Below are 16,683 nucleotides of genomic sequence, written 5' to 3' on the forward strand. Positions count from 1 at the left end.
CAGCTACAAAACATTGACGTTATCCTTCAGGGATGATAAAATAAAATTAGTTTAATTTTTTAAACCAAAGGGGGAATCCACCGATGCATGCCGAGGATTTTAATGAACTTTTCCAGAATTGCATGCCGATTTTTATCGCTCTCGGGGACGAAGTGCGGCTGACCATTATTAAGGTTCTGGCCAATGCAGGTATTTATGATGACCCGGGAAACGACGTTTCAAACATCAAAGATGACCTAAGCATAAGACCCAGGCAGGGAATGAATGTAAAGGAAATCACGGAAATGACCCGGTTGTCCCGCCCTGCCATTTCCCATCATTTAAAGATTTTAAAAACAGCAGGTCTTGTGAATGTCCGCCAGGAAGGGACAGCTAATTATTACTACCTGACCATTGGCGACAGCACAAAAAAGCTTTGTTCTCTGGGACTGTATTTACAGGAACTGATGAATCAAGTTACATAAGTATTAAAGATATACAGGTAATATATGAATAAAGTGCCATTTTCCAGACATACTGAAATTATAGCATTCGGTAAAAATTATAAAATCTGGAGATGATAAAATGAAACATGGTCTTTTAAAAAAACATCTGGTCCTGTCAGAGGAAGAGCGGAATTTAAGGCGTGAGATCGAACGTTCCAAAACCGCCATTGATTCCGCCAGAAATCACTTTGAACAGGTGGTTGACCCAACGCTTATTGATTGTTATATCTACGAACTTAACGCAGCACAGCTGCGTTACCAGTTCCTTCTGCGACGCTTTAAAAGCCGGGAGGTATAAACTACTATAATCTGGAGGATAAGTATATGAGCAAGTGGTATGAAAGGGGAGTTTTTTATCACATATATCCCCTGGGGCTTGTGGGCGCTCCGAAAGAGAACAGGGAATCTTCTGCTGTGAACCGGTTTGGGGAACTTAGTGAGTGGATTTCCCATATCCGTTCTCTGGGGTGCAATGCGATCTACATCGGGCCACTGTTTGAATCCTCTACCCATGGGTACGATACGCGTGATTACCAGATGGTGGACCGCCGTCTTGGTGACAGAGAAGGCTTTCAGGAGTTTGTATCCCGTTCCCATGAAGCTGGTATCAAAGTGGTTGTTGACGGCGTCTTTAACCATACGGGGCGGGAGTTTTTTGCATTTCAGGATATTTTAAACCATGGGGAGAATTCTCCCTACAGGGACTGGTACCGTGGAATCAACTTTGCCGGCGGCAGTCCTCTGGGAGATTCCTTTGGTTACGAAGCGTGGCAGGGACACTTTGAGCTTCCTTGCCTTAATCTTTTTAATCCGGCAGTCAGGCAGTATTTATTTGACACCGTACAGTTTTGGATCAGCACCTTTGATATTGACGGAATACGCCTTGACTGTGCCAATGTGCTGGACTTTGGATTTATGAGGGAGCTGCGGCAGCATACGACGGAAATGAAAGAAGATTTCTGGCTCATGGGGGAAGTTATCCATGGAGAGTACGGCAGATGGGTCAGTCCCGGTATGCTTCATTCCGTCACAAATTACGAATTACATAAAAGCATTTACTCGGGTCACAATGACCACAATTATTTTGAGATTGCACACAATGTAAAAAGGCTGGAATCCATCGGATCACAGCTTTATACCTTTGTGGATAATCATGACGAAAACCGGATCGCAAGCAAGCTGTGCAATACCCAGCACCTCTATCCGGTTTACATCCTGTTATTTACCCTTCCCGGAATCCCCTCCGTCTACTATGGCAGCGAGTTTGGGATGGAGGGCAGACGGACCAATACGGATGACTCCATGCTGCGTCCCTTGGTTTCCATTTCTAAAGTAAAGAAGTTATCCTGTCCGCTTGAGGACTTTATCAGCAAGCTGGGGCATATCCATGAACAAAACCCGGAGTTTCATGGAGGCCGGTACCAGGAGCTTCTTCTCACCAACCGTCAGTATGCATTTGCACGGTTTCATGAAAGGCAGGTCATCATTACTGCAGTAAACAATGATGATTCCGATGCATTTACCGGAATTCCCTGTCCTTGTGAGGAAAGCACTGCTGTTAATCTTCTGAACGGAGAAGTTTTTCCAGTGATTGACCATAGAATCGGATTGACCATACCCGCAAACCGGGGTGTAATCTTAAAGATCATGGAGGGATGAGCGAATGGAAAGTGGCAGAAATGAAATCGGAATGGGTTTTATCACAGAGGTGGACCGATACCTTTATAACAATGGAAGGCATTACGAAATTTACGAAAAACTGGGCGCCCATCCGGAAAACTACGAAGGCTACGATGGAATGTATTTTGCAGTCTGGGCACCTCATGGCAGTCAGGTCAGCGTGGTTGGTGATTTTAACGGCTGGGATCCGGAAGCAAATCCCATGGAATCCCTTGCTGATTCCGGAATCTGGGAAGCTTTTGTCCCGGATCTAAGCGTCGGGGAGCTATATAAATATGCAATCACCACAAAGAGCGGAAAGATCCTATTCAAGGCGGATCCTTACGCGTTTCAGGCAGAATATCGTCCCCAGACTGCCTCAGTTACCGCAGACCTTTCAGGATTTCAGTGGAAGGATCTGGCCTGGATGGAAAAGCGGAAGGCCAAAGACCCATTAAATGGACCTCTCAGCATTTATGAGGTACATTTAGGCTCCTGGCGGAAGAAGAGCAGGGATGAAAAGGATGGCTTTTATACTTATATCGAAGCGGCTCATGAACTGGCTGATTATATTCTGGAAATGGGTTATACCCATGTGGAGCTGATGGGAATTGCAGAGCATCCCTATGACGGGTCCTGGGGATATCAGGTGACAGGGTATTTTGCCCCCACTTCCCGGTTTGGGACTCCAAGGGAGTTTATGTATTTTGTTGATTACATGCACAAAAAAGGAATCGGGGTCATCCTTGACTGGGTTCCGGCCCATTTTCCAAAGGATGCTCATGGCCTGGCGGATTTTGACGGAGAAGCCTGCTACGAATATGCAGACCCCAGGAAGGGGGAACATCCTGATTGGGGAACAAAAGTATTTGATTACAGCAAATATGAGGTGGATAATTTCCTTATTGCCAATGCCCTTTACTGGGTGGATAAATTCCATGTAGATGGGCTTCGGGTCGACGCGGTCGCTTCCATGCTTTATCTGGATTATGGAAGAAATAACGGGGACTGGGTACCAAACCAGTACGGCGGAAACGAGAATCTGGAAGCCATTGAGTTTTTCAAGCATTTAAACAGTGCCATAAAAAAACGGGGAAACGGAGCAATGGTCATTGCCGAGGAATCTACCGTCTGGCCAAAGGTCACCGGAAATCAGGAAGAGGGGGGCCTTGGCTTTACCTTTAAATGGAATATGGGCTGGATGCATGATTTTCTGGAATATATGAAGCTGGATCCTTACTTCCGGAAATACAACCACCACAAAATGACATTTGGCCTTACATATTTCACCAGTGAAAATTATATACTGGTATTATCCCATGATGAAGTGGTGCATTTGAAATGTTCCATGATCAACAAAATGCCGGGACTTCTGGAAGATAAATTTGCTAACCTAAAATTGGGATATACGTTTATGCTGGGTCATCCCGGTAAAAAACTGCTGTTTATGGGACAGGACTTCGGACAGTTTCATGAATGGGATGAAAAAACCTCCCTGGACTGGTATCTGTCTGAGGAGCCTTTCGGTAAAAGCCTTAAGGATTATGTAAGAGATCTTCTGCACCTGTATAAAAAATATCCTGCTCTTTATGAGAAGGACTATGACTGGGAAGGCTTCTTCTGGGTCAATGCCAATGACAAGGAACGAAGCATCTTCAGCTTTGTCAGGTATAGTACGGATAAAAAGCGCAGCCTGCTGTTTGTGTTAAACTTCACTCCCGTAGCCCGTCCAGATTACCGGGTAGGAGTTCCCAAACGGGGAACTTATACTCTTGTTTTAGACCAGGATCACGGACTGTACAAGCGGGGAGAGAAAGCACCTTCTTTCCGCTCTGAAAAGATGGAATGGGATGAGCAGGAATACTCCTTCCCTTACCAGCTTCCGGCTTACGGTGCGGCTGTTTTCCGCTTTTAAATTACAGAATTATTCAGTAATTTTATCCTGATAAATCTCAAAACAAGCTATACTTTTTATGGATTTTGTAGTAAAATATAAGTACAGAATCACTACATAACGGTTCAGACTAATGGTTGGATGGAAGGAGAGATTCGTATGGCAGCACAATTAATTGCTACAACTGCAACAAAAAAGGTCTTTCGTGATGGAGATAAAGCGATCAAGGTTTTTAACGCTGATTTCCCAAAGGCAGATGTATTGAATGAAGCATTGATTACGGCCCGCGTGGAAGAAGTCGGCGGAATCAATGTTCCTAAGGTTTTAGAGGTTGGTGTTTTCGAGGGAAAGTGGTCCATTACCTTTGATTTCATTGAAGGCAAGACTCTCCAACAGCTCATGGATGAAAATCCTGATAAATTACCGGAATACATGGAGAATATGGTAGATCTTCATTTGAGTATTCTGTCAAAGCAGTGCCCGCTTCTTAATAAGCTGAAAGATAAGATGTCACGGCAGATTCTGGATACGGAAGAATTAGAGGATGTAACCAGATACGATATGCGGACGCAGCTGGACAGTATGCCTAAGCATACAAAATTATGCCATGGAGATTTTAATCCCAGCAATATTGTGGTAACAGATGACGGAACCATGTTTGTTCTGGACTGGGTACACGCGACTCAGGGAAATGCCAGCGCGGATGTGGCAAGAACTTATCTGCTGTTCTGTCTGCAGGACCAGAATAAGGCAGACATGTATATGAATCTGTTTTGTAAGAAGACCGGTACTGCAAAGAAATATGTGCAGACCTGGCTTCCCATGGTTGCTGCTGCCCAGCTTTCAAAGAGAAGACCGGAAGAGGCGGAATTGCTGCAGCAGTGGGCCACCGTTTGTGATTATCAGTAAATTCGCAGCATAAAACAAAAACGCGTCCTGAGAGGGTTTACACCTTGATCAAGACGCGTTTTTACGTACTATTTTCCAAATTTTCAATATATCAAACTTACATTCTGTCCGACACTTTAAACCGTTTCTGTTTCGTTCGCTTCCGCGTCCTTCGAGTCTGTCTCAATCGTTCCTGACATGGTATCATGTTCTTTCTTAAGCTCCAGATACAGGTCATAGAAATTCCATTTACAATTGGTATCGGTGATTACCGCTTTTAAGTCGATTTTAGGAACTCCGGCCCGCCTTAAGTTTAAGAGCAGTTCGTCAATCCGGCGGTTTGAAAAATTTTTCATTACCAGGATCTCCTCTTCCACACCAGGGCAGCCCTCCTGCTCCTTTTCTTCAAAGCCGTCTAAGCCTGCCAGATATCCTACGGTCTGATTCACCTGTTCCGGGGAAATGTTTTTAATCCGTATCCCCATACGGACAAGAACTGCTTTAAGCTTCGCGGCCTTTGTATCATTTCCGCTCTGCCTGTCCTTCTCAGGCTGATAATACAGGACCATTTCTTTTCTCGCCGTCATTCTCTATTCCTCCTGCCTCTGAATTATAACAGACGTCCTCTCAACTCTTTTCCGCTGAAAGCACTTAAATATGCCGGAGCAATATCAAGCACGGTTTTACATCCGCTCTGGCCTTCTTGATTCAAACGATAAGCGGCTCTTGCATAAGCCGTCAGTACGGAAGCCGTAAATTCCGGATTGGAATCCAGCTTTAGGCTGTATTCGATCACATGTCTGTTCTCATCCTCCCAGCCTGTCTTTCCGGTACTTATAACAAACCCTCCATGGGGAATTCCCCCGTGGTCCCTAATAAGGTCCTCTTCGCTGATAAAATGAACCGTAGTATCATAATCTGCAAAATAATTTGGCATTGTTACGATTTCTTCCCTGATCCGGTCTAAATCTGCGTTATCTTCCGCCACTACAAAACACTCGCGGGTGTGCTTCTCTCTGGTGGACAATTCTGGGTTTTTCCCGCTCCGGACTGCTTCAAGGGCTCCTTCAACCGGAATGGTATACTGTCTGGCATCCCGGACACCTTCTATCCTGCGGATCGCATCGGAATGGCCCTGGCTTACGCCCCTGCCCCAGAACGTATAATCATGTCCGCCTGGTAAAATGGACTCTCCATACAGGCGGTTTAAGGAAAACATACCCGGATCCCAGCCAACGGATATGATCCCAACCTTATTTCCTTCCTTTGCCGACCCATCCACTGCTTCAAAATGCTGGGGAATCCGTGCATGGGTGTCAAAGCTGTCCACTACATTAAAATGTCTGGCAAGAAGGGGAGTCTGTACCGGAAGATCTACCGCGCTTCCACCGCAGAGGATCATCACATCAATGGAGTCCTTTTTTGAAATAGCGTCCTCCATGGAATACACCTTTACACCCGGAGTAAGAAGGGTTAATGATGCCGGATCTCTTCTGGTAAATACGGCAGAAAGCTCAAGATCCGGATTATGGCGGATGGCACATTCCACTCCTTTTCCCAGATTTCCATATCCTGCAATACCTATTTTTATCGTCATGTTTTCATCTACCTTTCCAAAATTATTACTTTTTATTATAACCCCAAAAAGAGCCCCGTGTAAATCCTGTATTTAAGGAGAGTCTCAATACAAAAATCCGCAGGCAGAGTCACCCCTGCCTGCGGATTAAAAGACTTATTAAGCAAATGCCGTCACCTCCGGCATCTCTAATGCCGTGGTCTCATACTTATCCAGAATGACCCTCTGGATCATATCACGGGTGTCGGAATTTATGGGATGTGCAATATCCCGGTATTCCCCATCAGCAGCCTTGCGGCTTGGCATAGCAATAAATAGCCCCTTCTCCCCTTCGATTACCTTGATATCATGAATTACAAATTCATTATCAAGAGTAATCGATACAATTGCTTTCATCTTTCCTTCTTTTTCGATACGTCTAACCCTCACGTCTGTAATCTGCATGTCAAGCTTTCCCCCGCATTTCCTTATAATGTGTATCTTTCGTTTTTCTCTAAGACAATTTTTATATTGTCTGGTGTTCCAATATGAGTGGTATTCGCCCGGATTGTATCCCGGCTTTCCACGATACAATTTTCAATAACCGTATTATCACCTATGTAAACGTCATTTAAAATGATAGAATTTTTAATGACACAGTTATTGCCTACATACGCCTTTTTAAACAGAACAGAATTTTCGACCACACCATTGACAATGCTGCCGCTGGATATCAAACTGTTCTTAACTGAGGCTCCAGGATTATACTTCGCCGGAGGCAAATCATCTATTTTAGAATAAACATCCGGGTACTGGCGGAAGAAATAATCCCTTACTTCAGATTTCAGAAAATCCATGTTGGTCTTGTAGTAAGATTCAACAGAAGCGATATTCCTCCAGTAAGTGTTCATCTTATAAGCATAAATCCTCTTTAAGTTCCGGTAACGTATCAGAATATCGCTAACAAAATCATAACGGTCTTCCATCGCACAGCGCTCAATGAGCTCAATCAGCTGCCGTCTGCGGATGACATAAATACCGCAGGATACGATATTAGAAGATGCGACCATAGGCTTTTCTTCAAAGTCCGTAATCCTTCCGTCTTCATTGGTTCTCACCAGACCGAATCGTGTGATATCCTCTCCCTCGGGAAGTTCCGTGCATACGACGGTGATATCAGCCTTCTTCTCAATATGATATTCCAGAACTTTACCATAATCCAGCTTATAGATGCCGTCACCTGCTGCGATGACCACATAGGGTTCATGGCTGTTCTTTAAGAATGTAAGGTTCTGGAAAAGCGCATCTGCAGTTCCCCGGTACCAGTCACTGCTTTCTGCGGTTATGGTTGGAGTGAATACAAACAATCCCCCCTGCTTTCTTCCAAAATCCCACCATTTGGAAGAGCTCAAATGCAGATGAAGCGATCTGGAATTATACTGAGTTAAAACCGCTACGTTCTGAATATGGGAATTCGTCATATTGCTGAGGGCAAAGTCAATGCTGCGGTAATTCCCTGCAATGGGCATGGCCGAGATCGCCCTTTTATTTGATAATTCCCGCATTCTCTTACTGTTTCCGCCTGCTAATACAATTCCTATCGCTCTCATCGTATGCCACCTGCCTTTATGATGTAGTCTCCGCCAGCCAGCTCACCGTCAGCATAATCCTCTGCTGTTGTTACACCGACAATTGCTGTATTCTTACCTACCTTCACATTTTCCGGTATGGTTGAATTCTCACCGACTGTTACCAGATCGGACTGATAGACCTTGGGATCATATTTGCTGGGGGCAAATTCCCCGAAACCCAGCTCAGAGTTCGCTCCTATCTTTACATTTTCAGCGATTATGGCCTTCTGGATCTTAACATTCTCTCCCAGTATGCATTCCCTCATGATAATGGAATCCCTGACCACAGCTCCCTTTTTAATGGTAACACCTGCACCTATAACGGAATTGTGGATTTCTCCGCAGATTTCTGACCCTTCTCCGATGATGCTTCTGTCTATAACAGCATCTTCCGACACATATTGAGGCGGAATGATGTCGCTCTTTGTATAGATCTTCCAGTACTCCTCGTAAAGGTTAAATTCCGGAATGATATCAATCAGCTCCATGTTGGCTTCCCAGTAAGAGCTTAAGGTTCCCACATCCTTCCAATAACCATTGTATTCGTAGGCAAATACCCGGTCCCCTGCCTCGAAGCAGTATGGAATGATATGTTTGCCAAAATCACAGCCCGGTACTTCAGACATCTTGATAAGTGCCTCTCTTAATACTTTCCAGCTGAATATGTAGATACCCATGGATGCCAGGTTGCTTCTTGGATTTACCGGTTTTTCCTCAAACTCCGTGATACGGTTGCCCTCATCGGTTATAAGGATACCAAAACGGCTGGCTTCCTCAATCGGCACCGGCATAGCAGCAATGGTGATATCAGCATTATTCGCCTTATGGTATTCCAGCATGACCTCATAATCCATCTTATAGATATGGTCCCCTGACAATATGAGGACATAGTCCGGATTGTAAGTTTCCATATATTCGAGGTTCTGATATATGGCATTTGCCGTTCCAGTATACCAATCACTGCCCTTGCTCTTTTCATAGGGAGGAAGGATCGTGACGCCGCCAACGTTCCGGTCCAGATCCCATGGGATGCCGATCCCGATATGGGTATTTAAGCGCAATGGCTGATACTGAGTCAGAACTCCCACTGTATCTACTCCTGAGTTGATGCAGTTACTGAGTGGGAAATCAATTATACGGTACTTGCCGCCAAATGATACTGCTGGTTTGGCCACTTTTTGCGTTAACACGCCTAACCGGCTTCCCTGCCCGCCTGCCAAAAGCATGGCAATCATTTCTTTCTTGATCACGTTATCACCTCTCGCTGTTGTAATTTTATTGTACTAGCATTATAACACATATTCAGAAAATAGTGAACAAAATTTTGAATTATTAGGATAATTTTTTGTGCATTTTCCGACATTTTTCATGCTTTTTTCGATTCTTTTACATTTTAAGCCATATCTTGCGTTTTTACACCCTTCCCCCTTGAATCAATGCTCGAAATACAGTATAATCTTACTAAGTATGCGAACATGTAAAAGGAGAAGCCACTATGGATTTAATCACTGTAAGACAAATATATAAAGACAAAGAATCACTTCTTAACACTCAGGTTACGATCGGAGGCTGGGTGAGAAGTTTACGGGATTCCAAATCATTTGGATTCATTGTTTTAAATGACGGAACTTATTTTGATACACTTCAGGTCGTCTATCATGACACTATGGAAAATTTCTCTGAGATATCCAAACTAAATGTAGGAACTGCTGTTATCGTAACCGGTACCCTGGTGCCCACTCCTGAGGCAAAACAGCCATTTGAGATCCAGGCAGATAAGATTATTGTTGAAGGAACTTCTACACCCGACTATCCCCTTCAGAAAAAGCGCCATTCCTTTGAATATTTAAGAACCATTTCCCATCTGCGTCCCAGAACCAATACCTTCCAGGCCGTTTTCCGTGTGCGATCTCTGATTGCTTATGCCATTCACCAGTTCTTCCAGGAAAGGGACTTTGTGTATGTACACACCCCCATCATCACCGGAAGCGACTGTGAGGGCGCCGGAGAGATGTTCCAGGTTACTACCATGGATTTAAACGATATACCAAAGACTAAGGAAGGTTCTGTGGATTTCAGCCAGGACTTCTTTGGAAAGCCTACCAACTTAACCGTAAGCGGCCAGCTCAATGCGGAGACCTATGCCATGGCATTCCGCAATGTTTATACCTTTGGACCTACATTCCGTGCAGAAAACTCCAATACTACCCGCCATGCGGCAGAGTTCTGGATGATCGAGCCGGAGATGGCCTTTGCCGATCTCGATGACAATATGGAGCTGGCGGAAGCCATGCTTAAATATGTGATCCGTTTCGTCCTGGAGCATGCACCGGAAGAGATGAACTTCTTCAATCAGTTTGTGGACAAGGAGCTGCTTAACCGCTTAAACCATGTTCTTAACTCTGAATTTGCCCATGTGACTTATACCGAGGCCATAGAGCTTCTGGAAAAGCACAATGAGGAATTCGACTATAAGGTATTCTGGGGCTGTGACTTACAGACCGAGCATGAGCGCTATTTAACTGAGCAGCTCTATAAGAAGCCTGTATTCGTAACAGATTATCCAAAGGAGATCAAGGCCTTCTACATGAAGCTTAATCCGGATAACAAGACCGTGGCTGCCGTAGACTGCCTGGTACCCGGAATCGGCGAGATCATCGGAGGGAGCCAGAGAGAGGATAATTATGACAAGCTTGTGGCACGTATGGACGAGCTTGGCCTTGAGAAAGAGGATTACGAATTCTACCTTGACTTAAGAAAATACGGATCTACCCGCCATGCAGGCTTTGGCCTTGGCTTTGAGCGCTGCGTGATGTATCTTACCGGAATGGGCAACATCCGTGATGTGGTTCCATTCCCAAGAACTGTCAACAACTGCGAGCTTTAAGCCTGTACCGCAAATTCCCTTCCCAAACGGCAGGGAATTTGTGGTTTCAGTTCAGCCATGCAGAGGACCAGCGAGGTAATGATAATGAAATTCATACATATTGCAGATGTTCACTGGGGCATGAGCCCGGACAGCGACAAGCCCTGGAGCAAGGAGCGGTATCAGGACATCAAGGACACCTTTGCAAAGGCGGTCAGCCAGGCAAAGGCCCTGGAAGCCAACTGCCTCTTTATTTCCGGAGACTTATTTCACCGCCAGCCCCTGGCCAGAGATTTGAAAGAAGTAAATTTTCTATTTACTACCATACCGGATATCCATGTGATCATCATTGCCGGAAACCATGACCGCATCCGGAACAACTCTGCCCTTCTAAGCTTCACCTGGGCTCCCAATGTATCTTATCTCATGGGAGGGGAGCTGGAAAGCGTTTACTTTAAGGACATCAATACCGAAGTTTACGGTTTCAGTTACCACTCAGCAGAAATCCCGGAAAACCGCCTTGATCATTTAAAGGTGCCCAACAACGGACGAATCCATGTCCTGCTTGGTCATGGGGGTGATGCCAACCACATCCCCTTTGACAAGGGCGCCATGGCCAATCTGGACTTTTCCTACATCGCCATGGGGCACATCCACCGGCCGGAGATCTTACTGGAAAACCGTATGGCATTTGCCGGTTCCTTAGAGCCGCTTGATAAGACGGAATCCGGACAGCACGGCATGATGGTGGGGGAGATCAATGAGGTGACCCGTATGGTGACTTCCTTAAAGTTCATTCCCCTTGCAAGGCTTCAGTATATCTCCCTGGCAGTTAATGTAACAACTGCCACTACCAATACGGAACTTGCCATGAAAATTACCCAGGAAATCCAGAACCGGGGATCGGAAAACATATTCCGGTTTCGAATCCGCGGCATGAGGGACCCTGACATTTCCTTTGACTTAGAGATGCTTTCCACCCGTTTTAAGATCATGGAAATCATTGACGAATCTGAACCTCAGTATGATTTTCCCGCATTGTTTGCCGAACATCCCAGCGACATGATCGGTTTCTTTATCCAGGCCCTTCAGAAACCAGAGATGAGCCCTGTGGAAAAAAAGGCCCTTCATTACGGCATCAACGCATTGCTTCGAACAACGGACGAAAGGAGCTGACCCCATGAAAATAATTGATATCTATATCAATGGCTTTGGGAAATTCCATGGCAGAAACCTTACCTTCCGGGATGGGCTAAACATTGTATATGGGAAAAATGAGGCCGGAAAATCCACCATCCATACGTTCATCCGGGGAATGCTTTTCGGTATTGAACGCCAGAGAGGCCGTGCATCCCGGAATGATCTTTACACAAAATTCGAGCCTTGGGAAAACAGCGGTACTTATGAGGGGCAGATACGGCTGGAGCATAAGGATCACATTTACCGGATCGAACGCACCTTCCAGAAGAATAAAAAAGAGTTTAAGATCGTAGATGAAACTGCCGGACGGGAAATAGAACCGACTAAGGCATTTTTAGATGACTTATTATGCGGTTTAAGCGAATCGGCATACATTAACACCGTCAGTATCGGCCAGCTTAAAAGCGCTACCGATGAGGGCATGGTTTCCGAACTTAAAAATTACATAGCCAACTTAAACACCACGGGAAACCTGGCCCTTAATATCACAAAGGCGGCCGCCTTTTTAAAATCACAGAAAAAGGAGCTGGAATCCCAGATGGTTCCGGAAGCGGCCCGGACTTATACCTCGTTATTAAGCGAAATCCGCAACACAGAAAAGGAAATCTCATCTCCGGAGTATGAAAACCAGATTCAGGAATACCATAAGCTCCGCTCCCATATCAGGGTATCCATGGAGGAACAGCAAAAGGAAAAGGAAGAACTTCTTCAAAAAGCCGCAAGGGGCAGGCAGGTACTGAACAGCAACCAGTTTTCCGACCAGGCATCTATTAACGCCTGTCAGGCAAAGGCCCAGGAAAATTATGATGAATATATGGAAGCCAGGGCGGCCTGCAATAAAAAACCGAGAAAGATCTTTTCTGTCCTTTCCCTGGTCATAGCCACCTTGCTGTTATGCGGCACGGGAGTGCTTTATTATCTGGGAGAAGCAAATTATTTCACCGCTTACTATGGACTTGACCTCCTCCTTTTGCTGGGTGTTTTTATCGGAACCGCCACGATCTTCTACCTGATCGGCCTGATCCTGTTTTTACGGTTAAGGCACAGCCAAAAGGACATGGAAATGAGCGCCAAGATTTTGCAGGAGATCCTGTCCAGGCATTTGGGAAATACTGAGATATCTTCAGATTCGATCCGTGCATTCCAGACAAAGATGGCAGAGTTCACCCGCTTATGCTCAGCGGTAGCCAAATCGGAAGCCGTCATCACTCAAAAAGCGAAAGAAATTGAGGATCTTTCAAAAAAGCAGGAAAATTGCGGGGAATCCATTGAAAAGCAGCAGAAAAGCCAGTGGGAGCTGGAGAAAAAGCTGGAGCACTTATCAAGCTGCAAAACCCAGGCAGAAGGACTTAAGCACATCCTGGCAGAGAACGACCGGATCCGGGAAGAAATATCCGCCATTGACTTAGCACTGGAAACTATGACCAGCCTTTCCTCCTCTATCCGTGATTCCTTTGGCCTGTATTTAAATAAAACAGCCTCTGACCTTATTGCCGGAATCACAGGGGGAATCTATACCAGTATGAGCGTAGATGAGAACCTGAATGTATTTTTGAATACAAAAACCAAACTGGTTCCTTTAGAGCAAGTCAGCAGCGGCACCATGGACCAGGTTTATCTGGCCCTTCGATTGGCAGCTGCCACCTTGATTCAGGATGGCACCCAACGGATGCCATTCATATTTGATGACAGTTTTGTACTATATGATGATGACAGGCTCCGGACTGCTTTAAGATGGCTGGTGAACACTTACTCCGACCAGGTTATTATCTTCACCTGCCATCAGAGAGAGGCCCAGATGCTGACCGCGAACTTAATCCCGTATCACCTGATAGAAATTTAACCTCATGATAATGTTCCAATAAAAAAGACTGTTATGACGGCTTTTAAGCCTCATGACAGTCTTTTTACGATTACTCCTATGATCTGTTCCTATCCCCGGCAAAACCGGCCAAAACGCCAGCCAGAAGCCCTACAATAGCCGGCCCGATCCAGCCAAGTCCCATATCATAAAGGGGAAGCATAGAAAGCCCGGGATTCAAAAAGCTAAGACCTGCCTGTTCCAGGGACAGAAGCACACTGGTGATTCCTGTGAGGCTAATGGAACAGACATAAACAGCCTTCCACTTCCTTCCGTCCGGAAAACCAAAGGACAGCAGAATGAGGACAATGGCTATGGGGTAAATAGCATTTAACACCGGTACAGAGACCTCTAATATCCTGGTAAGGCCAATATTGGAGATTACCAGACTCACCAATGCGAAAATAAATGCCCAGACACGGTATCCCACGTTGGGAACAATGGTGCAGAAATACTTGCTGCAGCAGCTGATAAGGCCGATGCAGGTGTTTAAACAGGCGATGAAAAAAATGGCGGCCAGCATCACAAGCCCCCCATTGCCATACAAAAAACGTACCGCTTGGTTTAAGGTCTGAGCTCCGTTTTCTCCCAGCCCCATTGCGCCGCCGGTGACGGCTCCCACATGGGCCAGAGCACTGTATACCATTAAAAGAACGCCTCCTGCAACGAAACCGGCCTGAATGGTTTCCTTTACGACGGAAGCTTCCTGCCGGATTCCCATTGCCTGAACATTCAATGAGATAATAATTCCAAAGTTCAAAGCAGCGATGGTATCCATGGTCAGATACCCTTCAAGAAATCCTTTTACAAATGGGTTGGACCCATAGGTCTTTGACGGAATCCCGTAAGGGCCTGCCGGATGGACAACACTGCCTGCAAATATCACCACGATCAGGGCCAAAAGGCAGGGAGTCATTATCTTACCCAGACGGTCTGTCAACTTATCCGGCTTCAAAGACACGACAAAGGCAATGGTAAAGAATACGGCGGAATAAAGGAACTGGGTGAGCGCTCCCGAGCTCCCTTCTTTTATAAAGGGGACCACCGCCATCTCAAAGGAGGTGCTGGAAGTTCTGGGAATTGCAAGACACGGCCCAATGGATAAGTAAATGAGCAGTGTAAAAATAAATGCAAATCTGGGATGAACATGGCCAGCCAGCTTATTTAAGCCGCCGGACTTAGCCACTGCAACCACACCAAGAACCGGAAACCCGATGGCTGTCACCGCAAAGCCTGCCATGGCAATCCAGATATTCGTACCTGCGGATGCACCCAAATAGGGCGGAAAAATCAGATTTCCCGCCCCAAAAAACATGGAGAAAAGTGTAAGGCCTACTAAGACCAGTTTCTGCTTCGGTAATCGTTCCATATGCCCGTTTTACCTGTCACCTGCGCGATAACGCTCAAGAAGCCGGTTAATTCTTTTCGTTGGATTTAAAAGCTCGCTTAAAGAGGCGTCATGGTTTAAATTATCTATGATAAGCGCAATATATTTACTCATATCAACATTGATATAGTATGGTCTGGATAAGAGATCAGGGGTCTGATAGACCAGATTGGTTGTAAGGATCCTGTCAATAAATCCATTCTCATAATATTCATCAAACTTTGCAAGACCATTGGTAAAAAGGCCAAAGGTGGAGCAAACGAATACTTTCCTGGCTTTTCTTCTCTTAAGCTCCTTCGCTACATCAAGCATGCTTTCTCCGGAAGAAATCATGTCGTCAACAATGATCACATCCTTGCCTTCTACGCTGCTTCCCAGAAATTCGTGAGCAACAATGGGATTGCGTCCATTCACGATCTGAGTATAATCCCTGCGTTTATAGAACATACCCATGTCAAGGCCAAGAACATTGGCAAAGAATACAGCACGTCCCATGCCTCCCTCATCCGGGCTGATGACCATCATATTGTCACTGTCAATATCCAGCTCTTTCTCTTCCTTCAGCAGGTACTTGATAAACTGGTAAATAGGCTGTACAGTCTCAAAGCCCTTTAAAGGAATCGCATTCTGTACTCTCGGGTCATGAGCATCAAAGGTTATGATGTTCTCAACTCCCATATTCACCAACTCCCGTAGGGCCAGCGCACAGTCTAAGGATTCCCTGCTGGATCTCTTATGCTGTCTGCTTTCGTATAAGAATGGCATGATCACATTGATGCGGCGGGCTTTTCCTGCCGATGCTGCAATAAGGCGCTTCAAATCCTGGAAATGATCATCAGGGGACATATGATTGGTCATTCCGCACAGGGAATAAGTAAGGCTGTAATTACACACATCCACCATGAAATAAAGGTCATCACCCCGTACCGATTCCTGCAGGGTACCCTTTGCTTCGCCGGATCCGAATCTTGGCGTGCTGCCTCCGATAATATAGGAATCTCTCTGATAACCGGAAAAAGCGATGGTTGACTTATGTTCGCTCTCCCGCTCCTGTCTCCATGACACCAGGTAGTCATTGACCTTATCTCCCAGCTCCTTGCAGCTTTTTAACGGTATCAGACCCAGTGGACCTACCGGAATGGTTTCTATCGTCTTTTCTTCGTAAAGCATTCTTCTCTCCTCCAACGTATCCTAATACAACGCAACGGTTCTTTTATAACATTATGTGCGGAAATAGTCAAGTTAATCGATGCATTT

The 16,683-nt window shown here is 45.5% G+C and carries 15 protein-coding genes; 8 read left to right on the forward strand and 7 right to left on the reverse strand.

The annotated features are described in order from the left end of the window. The first annotated feature begins 83 nt into the window (after positions 1–83). The 5 genes from H171_RS18795 (at position 84) to H171_RS18815 (ending at position 4,947) form a co-directional block, all read left to right on the forward strand. Complete coding sequence (locus H171_RS18795) at positions 84–464, forward strand: ArsR/SmtB family transcription factor (protein WP_242977010.1); 381 nt, start codon at positions 84–86, stop codon at positions 462–464. A 100-nt stretch (positions 465–564) separates the two neighbouring features. Next, positions 565–783, forward strand: coding sequence for a YaaL family protein (locus tag H171_RS18800; protein WP_054739741.1), 219 nt, complete (start codon positions 565–567; stop codon positions 781–783). Between the two features lie 26 nt (positions 784–809). Then, entirely contained in the window at positions 810–2,144 is a 1,335-nt protein-coding gene (locus tag H171_RS18805) for an alpha-amylase family glycosyl hydrolase (RefSeq protein WP_100306490.1), read from the forward strand. A 4-nt stretch (positions 2,145–2,148) separates the two neighbouring features. Continuing rightward, complete coding sequence (gene glgB, locus H171_RS18810) at positions 2,149–4,059, forward strand: 1,4-alpha-glucan branching protein GlgB (RefSeq protein ID WP_100306491.1); 1,911 nt, start codon at positions 2,149–2,151, stop codon at positions 4,057–4,059. 138 nt (positions 4,060–4,197) lie between these two features. Further along, positions 4,198–4,947, forward strand: a complete 750-nt coding sequence (locus H171_RS18815; RefSeq protein WP_100306492.1) for a phosphotransferase family protein — start codon at positions 4,198–4,200, stop codon at positions 4,945–4,947. Positions 4,948–5,063: 116 nt separating this feature from the next. Here the strand turns inward: H171_RS18815 and H171_RS18820 are convergent, their stop codons facing one another. The 5 genes from H171_RS18820 to H171_RS18840 form a co-directional block, all read right to left on the reverse strand. After that, a complete protein-coding gene (locus tag H171_RS18820) occupies positions 5,064–5,513 on the reverse strand; it encodes a DUF3783 domain-containing protein (RefSeq protein WP_100306493.1) in 450 nt (149 codons plus the stop codon). Between the two features lie 23 nt (positions 5,514–5,536). Then, complete coding sequence (locus tag H171_RS18825) at positions 5,537–6,523, reverse strand: diaminopimelate dehydrogenase (RefSeq protein ID WP_100306494.1); 987 nt, start codon at positions 6,521–6,523, stop codon at positions 5,537–5,539. A 138-nt stretch (positions 6,524–6,661) separates the two neighbouring features. Next, on the reverse strand, positions 6,662–6,946 hold the full coding sequence (gene spoVG, locus H171_RS18830) for a septation regulator SpoVG (protein WP_054791292.1): 285 nt from the start codon (positions 6,944–6,946) through the stop codon (positions 6,662–6,664). A 23-nt stretch (positions 6,947–6,969) separates the two neighbouring features. After that, positions 6,970–8,091 (reverse strand): glucose-1-phosphate adenylyltransferase subunit GlgD, encoded by a 1,122-nt coding sequence (glgD, locus tag H171_RS18835; RefSeq protein ID WP_100306495.1) that lies wholly within the window; start codon positions 8,089–8,091, stop codon positions 6,970–6,972. Then, positions 8,088–9,362 carry a glucose-1-phosphate adenylyltransferase gene (locus tag H171_RS18840; RefSeq protein ID WP_100306496.1) on the reverse strand — a complete coding sequence of 425 codons (1,275 nt, stop codon included), beginning with the start codon at positions 9,360–9,362 and terminating at the stop codon, positions 8,088–8,090. Before H171_RS18840 ends, glgD begins: the two co-directional genes overlap by 4 nt. Positions 9,363–9,607: 245 nt before the next feature. Here H171_RS18840 and asnS point away from each other — a divergent pair, with 245 nt between their 5' ends. From asnS to H171_RS18855, 3 genes are all read left to right on the forward strand, one after another. Further along, entirely contained in the window at positions 9,608–10,999 is a 1,392-nt protein-coding gene (asnS, locus tag H171_RS18845; protein ID WP_100306497.1) for an asparagine--tRNA ligase, read from the forward strand. Between the two features lie 84 nt (positions 11,000–11,083). Continuing rightward, on the forward strand, positions 11,084–12,154 hold the full coding sequence (locus tag H171_RS18850) for a metallophosphoesterase family protein (RefSeq protein ID WP_100306498.1): 1,071 nt from the start codon (positions 11,084–11,086) through the stop codon (positions 12,152–12,154). Between the two features lie 4 nt (positions 12,155–12,158). Beyond that, the gene (locus tag H171_RS18855; RefSeq protein WP_100306499.1) at positions 12,159–14,021 is read left to right on the forward strand and encodes an ATP-binding protein; all 1,863 of its coding nucleotides are present in this window, start codon (positions 12,159–12,161) and stop codon (positions 14,019–14,021) included. 76 nt (positions 14,022–14,097) lie between these two features. Here H171_RS18855 and brnQ read toward each other — a convergent pair whose 3' ends face one another. Further along, positions 14,098–15,408: a branched-chain amino acid transport system II carrier protein gene (gene brnQ, locus H171_RS18860; RefSeq protein ID WP_100306500.1), complete on the reverse strand. Its 1,311-nt coding sequence runs from the start codon at positions 15,406–15,408 to the stop codon at positions 14,098–14,100. Between the two features lie 9 nt (positions 15,409–15,417). Then, entirely contained in the window at positions 15,418–16,596 is a 1,179-nt protein-coding gene (locus H171_RS18865) for a ribose-phosphate pyrophosphokinase (protein WP_100306501.1), read from the reverse strand. Positions 16,597–16,683 lie beyond the last annotated feature (87 nt).

The organism is [Clostridium] celerecrescens 18A (assembly GCF_002797975.1).
Taxonomy (GTDB): Bacteria; Bacillota; Clostridia; order Lachnospirales; family Lachnospiraceae; genus Lacrimispora; species Lacrimispora celerecrescens.

Excerpts from the sequence above, each read along its gene's own strand:
- H171_RS18795 (WP_242977010.1), top strand. The coding sequence starts at position 84 with ATGCATGCCGAGGATTTTAATGAACTTTTCCAGAATTGCATGCCGATT.
- H171_RS18800 (WP_054739741.1), top strand. The coding sequence starts at position 565 with ATGAAACATGGTCTTTTAAAAAAACATCTGGTCCTGTCAGAGGAAGAG.
- H171_RS18805 (WP_100306490.1), top strand. The coding sequence starts at position 810 with ATGAGCAAGTGGTATGAAAGGGGAGTTTTTTATCACATATATCCCCTG.
- glgB (WP_100306491.1), top strand. The coding sequence starts at position 2,149 with ATGGAAAGTGGCAGAAATGAAATCGGAATGGGTTTTATCACAGAGGTG.
- H171_RS18815 (WP_100306492.1), top strand. The coding sequence starts at position 4,198 with ATGGCAGCACAATTAATTGCTACAACTGCAACAAAAAAGGTCTTTCGT.
- H171_RS18820 (WP_100306493.1), bottom strand. The coding sequence starts at position 5,513 with ATGACGGCGAGAAAAGAAATGGTCCTGTATTATCAGCCTGAGAAGGAC.
- H171_RS18825 (WP_100306494.1), bottom strand. The coding sequence starts at position 6,523 with ATGACGATAAAAATAGGTATTGCAGGATATGGAAATCTGGGAAAAGGA.
- spoVG (WP_054791292.1), bottom strand. The coding sequence starts at position 6,946 with ATGCAGATTACAGACGTGAGGGTTAGACGTATCGAAAAAGAAGGAAAG.
- glgD (WP_100306495.1), bottom strand. The coding sequence starts at position 8,091 with ATGAGAGCGATAGGAATTGTATTAGCAGGCGGAAACAGTAAGAGAATG.
- asnS (WP_100306497.1), top strand. The coding sequence starts at position 9,608 with ATGGATTTAATCACTGTAAGACAAATATATAAAGACAAAGAATCACTT.
- H171_RS18850 (WP_100306498.1), top strand. The coding sequence starts at position 11,084 with ATGAAATTCATACATATTGCAGATGTTCACTGGGGCATGAGCCCGGAC.
- H171_RS18855 (WP_100306499.1), top strand. The coding sequence starts at position 12,159 with ATGAAAATAATTGATATCTATATCAATGGCTTTGGGAAATTCCATGGC.
- brnQ (WP_100306500.1), bottom strand. The coding sequence starts at position 15,408 with ATGGAACGATTACCGAAGCAGAAACTGGTCTTAGTAGGCCTTACACTT.
- H171_RS18865 (WP_100306501.1), bottom strand. The coding sequence starts at position 16,596 with ATGCTTTACGAAGAAAAGACGATAGAAACCATTCCGGTAGGTCCACTG.